The organism is Mesotoga sp. HF07.pep.5.2.highcov, from assembly GCF_003666285.1.
Taxonomy (GTDB): domain Bacteria; phylum Thermotogota; class Thermotogae; order Petrotogales; family Kosmotogaceae; genus Mesotoga; species Mesotoga prima.
In genome coordinates, this window is record NZ_JFHJ01000313.1 from 1 (window position 1) to 4,428 (window position 4,428).

General features: G+C 45.3%; 4 protein-coding genes. 1 reads left to right on the top strand and 3 read right to left on the bottom strand.

The window, feature by feature from the left end; genetic code table 11:
- Positions 1 to 137: 137 nt before the first annotated feature.
- From BG32_RS06930 to BG32_RS06940, 3 genes are read right to left on the bottom strand one after another with little or no spacing between them, the layout of a single operon-like run.
- The gene (locus BG32_RS06930) at positions 138 to 950 is read right to left on the bottom strand and encodes a carbohydrate ABC transporter permease (protein WP_006492001.1); all 813 of its coding nucleotides are present in this window, start codon (positions 948 to 950) and stop codon (positions 138 to 140) included.
- Positions 947 to 1,891 (bottom strand): carbohydrate ABC transporter permease, encoded by a 945-nt coding sequence (locus BG32_RS06935; RefSeq protein WP_006492003.1) that lies wholly within the window; start codon positions 1,889 to 1,891, stop codon positions 947 to 949. The genes BG32_RS06930 and BG32_RS06935 overlap by 4 nt, the downstream gene beginning before the upstream one ends.
- Positions 1,892 to 1,929: 38 nt before the next feature.
- A complete protein-coding gene (locus BG32_RS06940; RefSeq protein WP_121526605.1) occupies positions 1,930 to 3,162 on the bottom strand; it encodes an ABC transporter substrate-binding protein in 1,233 nt (410 codons plus the stop codon).
- A 302-nt stretch (positions 3,163 to 3,464) separates the two neighbouring features.
- Here BG32_RS06940 and BG32_RS06945 point away from each other — a divergent pair.
- Positions 3,465 to 4,428, top strand: a 964-nt coding sequence (locus BG32_RS06945) for an alpha-glucosidase/alpha-galactosidase (protein WP_121526606.1), incomplete at its 3' end; no start/stop codon positions are given.

Here is a 4,428-nt window from a genome sequence, read left to right on the forward strand (position 1 = left end):
CATAGTCTCAAGAAATCAGAGCGGATTTGTACTTGAGAATCGGCCTATCGAGATCCTCGGCAGTCTAACACGAAAGACTTTGTGATTACCTGGGGTTGTATTATGGCTTAAGGCAGAAGATCGTATCGGAAATCAGATCAACCTTTGACAGAACCAGCAAGAAGCCCTCTCAGAAAGTACTTTCCGAGTAATATGTAGACTATCAATGTTGGGAGAGCGGCCAGCAGCGCGCCGGCCATCTGGACATTCCACTCGACAACCTGACTCCCCGCTAGATTCACAAGGGCAACGGTAATCGGCTGTTTTGTGGGGTCGCTGGTAACGGTCACAGCGAAAAGAAACTCATTCCAGATATTCGTGAATTGCCAAATGACTACTACTACAAAACCAGGGAGGGATATAGGAAAGAGAACCTTCAGATATGTCTTGAATATGCCTGCTCCATCTATGTTGGCCGCTTCGATTAATTCCGTAGGCACTTCGCTGTAATAGTTCCTGAAAATCAAAGTGGTTATCGGCAGACCGTAGACCACGTGAACCAATACCAATCCCCAAATTGAACCGTAAAGTCCAATATCCTGGAGGAAGCGAATCAGAGGAAAAAGAACACTCTGATAAGGAATAAACATTCCGAAAAGAACGAGTGCAAAGAGAAGATCTGAGCCCCTGAACTTCAGTTTAGACAAAACATATCCGTTTATCGATCCAACGATTGCCGAAAGAAGCGTCGCAGGGATGACCAGCAGAAACGAGTTTCTTAAGTTGGGTGCAAGGCGACTGAAGGCCTTGGCAAAACCATCGAAGGAAAGGTCGTTCGGAGGAAACCACATTCGCTCAAGACCCACTTCTTTCAGGGGTTTGAGACTTGTTGCCAATAACACATAGATCGGCATCAGAAAGAATAACGCAAAAACCGTCAGAAGGGCATAGATTAGAATCCTCTTGATCATATTCTCTTCTCCTTTCTGAAGGCAGAAGCAAGGTAAGGAATTATGACCACAGCAACCATCAGAAGCATGATTATCGCTATTGCTGAGCCAGTAGCATATTTGTTCGCTCTGAAAGTGGTTTCGAACATGTAGATGGCAGGCACGTCGGTCACGTTGTTTGGACCACTGCCGGTCATAGCGTAAACAAGATCAAAGATCTTCAGTGAGATGTGGCCTAGAATAATCATTGCGCTTAAAGTTATCGGTCTCAGAATCGGAAACTTGATCTTCCAGAAGATCTGCCAGCCGGTCGCGCCATCAACTTCGGCAGCCTCTACCAGATCCTGGGATATTCCACGAAGCCCCGCAAGGTACATGGCCATTGTGTAACCTGACATCTGCCATACGGCTGCGATTATCACCGGAATCAGTGCAAAGTTGAAATTGAGGAAACTCTCAGTGCTGGTGAACCACCTCCATTGAAGAAAATCCAGCCCCACCAGACTGAATAGAAGGTTCATACCCTGAGGATTGCTTGGTAAGATTCCCGGAGCGAAGATCCATCTCCAGACTGCGCCTGTCACAACAAATGAAAGCGCCATGGGAAACAGGTATATATTTCTAAAAATGCCTGATCCCTTGAGGTTACGATCAATCAGTACCGCCAAAACAATCCCAAGCAGAAGACAACCGAGAATAAAAAAAAGGGTGAAATACAGAGTGTTCCACAGATCGGTCTGAAACCTCGGATCTTCGAAAAGTCTGAAATAATTCCTCAATCCAACAAATTCGAATTCGCCTTTAAGAAGCCTAGCAAAGCTATTCCAGTTGGAAACAGAAGTTCTACCAGTCCAACCAATGAAGAAATAAACGAAAACTCCTATTGCCGCAAAGGTCGGAGAGAGAATGAGAAAGGAAATGATCCCTCGTTTTGTCTTCCTTTTGATATGGAACACCCCCAAGAATGGGGCCTGCAGATGCAGGCCCCACTTTGCAAGGATTAATAGATGTAATCTTCAGCAGCGCTTTTTATGGCACTCAGAAAAGCTGCTCTGTCTTTTGTAGTAATGAAGATGTTTACTGCATCGTTCAGCTCCGTTATAAAGCCTTCAGGCGCAGCAGATCCATGTGCTATAGAAGGACAAAGAGCGTTTGTAGAAAAGTCCTCCATAGACCACGTCAGGTAAGGATCGTAGAGTGATTTGTCTGCATCCAGTCTTGCAGGAATCGAACCCTTTATCGGGTTGAAGGCATCTTGACCTTCGACTGAGGCAACTATTTCGAGCCACTTAAGAGCGTTTTCTCTGTTTGGTGCGCCCTTTGGCAAGCCAAATGTATCCGTTACCACCATAAAGGAGCCCTCGGTTCCTGGAACTGCCATCCAGCTGAACTCCACGCCCGGAGTCCATCCTAGAGTCTTCAAATATCCTTCGGCCCAGTCTCCCATGACGTTGAAGGCAGCCTTTCCATCGAAGACCATCCTTGTTGCATCCTGCCAGGTGAGAGCAGCATGGTCTTCGTTTACATACTTAATCAGTTCTTCGAAAATTACTATGGCCCTTTCAATTCCTGGATCTTCGAAACTTGTTGTTCCATCCCATAAGCCATTGTACTTATCTGGTCCCAGAGCCGAAAGCAACACGGTCTCAAAAAGATGACCGGCCTCCCACTTGTCTTTATCGCCTAAAGAAAGTGGTATGAAGCCTGCCTCCTTGATTTTTGCACAAACTTCGAGAAAACCCGGTCCGTCGCTTGGAACCTCATCGATTCCGACCTTCTCAAGAATCTCGTTGTTAATAAAGACAACATTTCCCCTGTGCACATTCACGGGAATTGAGTAAACTTCACCTTCGTAACTGCAGATAGTCATAATATCCTTCGGGAATTTATCAAGTATTCCCCAGCTCTCTAAGATGTCAGTCAGTGGCTCCATCATTCCCGTAATTACGTAGGTGTCGATTAGTTCCATTCCTCCGTGGACCTGGAATGAGTCAGGAGGATTGCCGCCAAGCATTCGTGTCTTCAAAACTGCTTTTGCGTTTGTGCCTGCGCCTCCTGCGACCGTTGCGTTGATTATCTCCACGTCGGGGTACTTTGCTTTGAAGACCTCATAAATGGCAGCGAGTCCTTCTTCTTCGCCTCCACCCGTCCACCAGCTAAAGATCTCCACACTTCCTGAAGCAAAGAGCAGACTCACGGACAAAAGAAGAACTGCCAGCAAACTTTTTCTCATTTAAACACCCCCTGTTATTCGGCATACAGCCGTACGGTTATCTTCTTCGCCCTTCAGACCAAACTAGCCTCTACTTGAGATTATACTACCGTTAACAATATAATAAGCAACTTGAAAAAAGGGGAGTAAAGATTACAGATTGAACTGTTCCTCCTAAATAATTGCTCGAACATCTGACTGAGTTCAACACAACGAAGATTGATCACATTTTGGAACCTGGAACAGAATTTTTGAATCGGAGGTTTTCTCAGCCAACACTTATAATGGTATTATTTAGTGAATAGAGACGAGGAGGGATTACTTTGTCATCAGTGAATATTTCCATTATCGGTGCAGGAAGTGCTGTGTTTTCTCTCAGATTGGTGAGCGATCTTTGTAAAACGGAGGGTCTTTATGGCAGTAAGGTCACATTGATGGATATAAACCAAGATAGACTTGATGCCGTTTACATTCTTGCATCGAGGTTTGCAGAAGAGATGAATGCCAATCTCGAGTTTTCAAAGACTACTGTGCTGGAAGAAGCAATCAAAGGGAGAGACTTCGTTGTAAACAGCGCTTTGATTGGAGGACATGATTTTCTGGATAGAGTTAGAGCGATCGGCGAAAAGCACGGTTATTTCAGAGGCATAGATTCACAGGAATTCAACATGGTATCCGATTACTATACTCTTACAAACTGGAATCAACTCTCGTTTTTCCTGAAAATCGCGAAGCTTATGGAAAGACATGCACCTGACGCCTGGTTGCTTCAGGCTGCAAATCCTGTCTTCGAAGGAACTACGCTAATCAGAAGATATTCTAGTATTAAGATGGTTGGCTTTTGTCACGGACATTATGATGTCCGTGAAGTAGCAGAAACCTTAGGCATACCAATAGAGGAAGTAGACTGGCAGGTTGCCGGTGTGAACCATGGAATCTGGCTTAACAGATTCAAAAGAAACGGTGAGGATCTCTACGCTTTGATTCAAAAGTATGCAGCTAACTATGATCCAAGGAGATTCAAACCTATCAACCCTTTCAATGTTCAGATGTCTCCGGCGACAATTGACATGTACAGATTCTATGGACTGGTTCCAATAGGAGATACGGTTCGTAACAGCGGCTGGAAACACCACTACAATCAAGAGACTCTCGTAAAATGGTATGGGGCTCCATGGGGCAGTCCTGATTCCGAACCTGGCTGGCAATGGTACAAAGAACAGCTTGGACAGGTGACAGGTGCTACTGTGGCACTTGCCAAGGCAATCGAGCAGTTCCCCGAGGCAA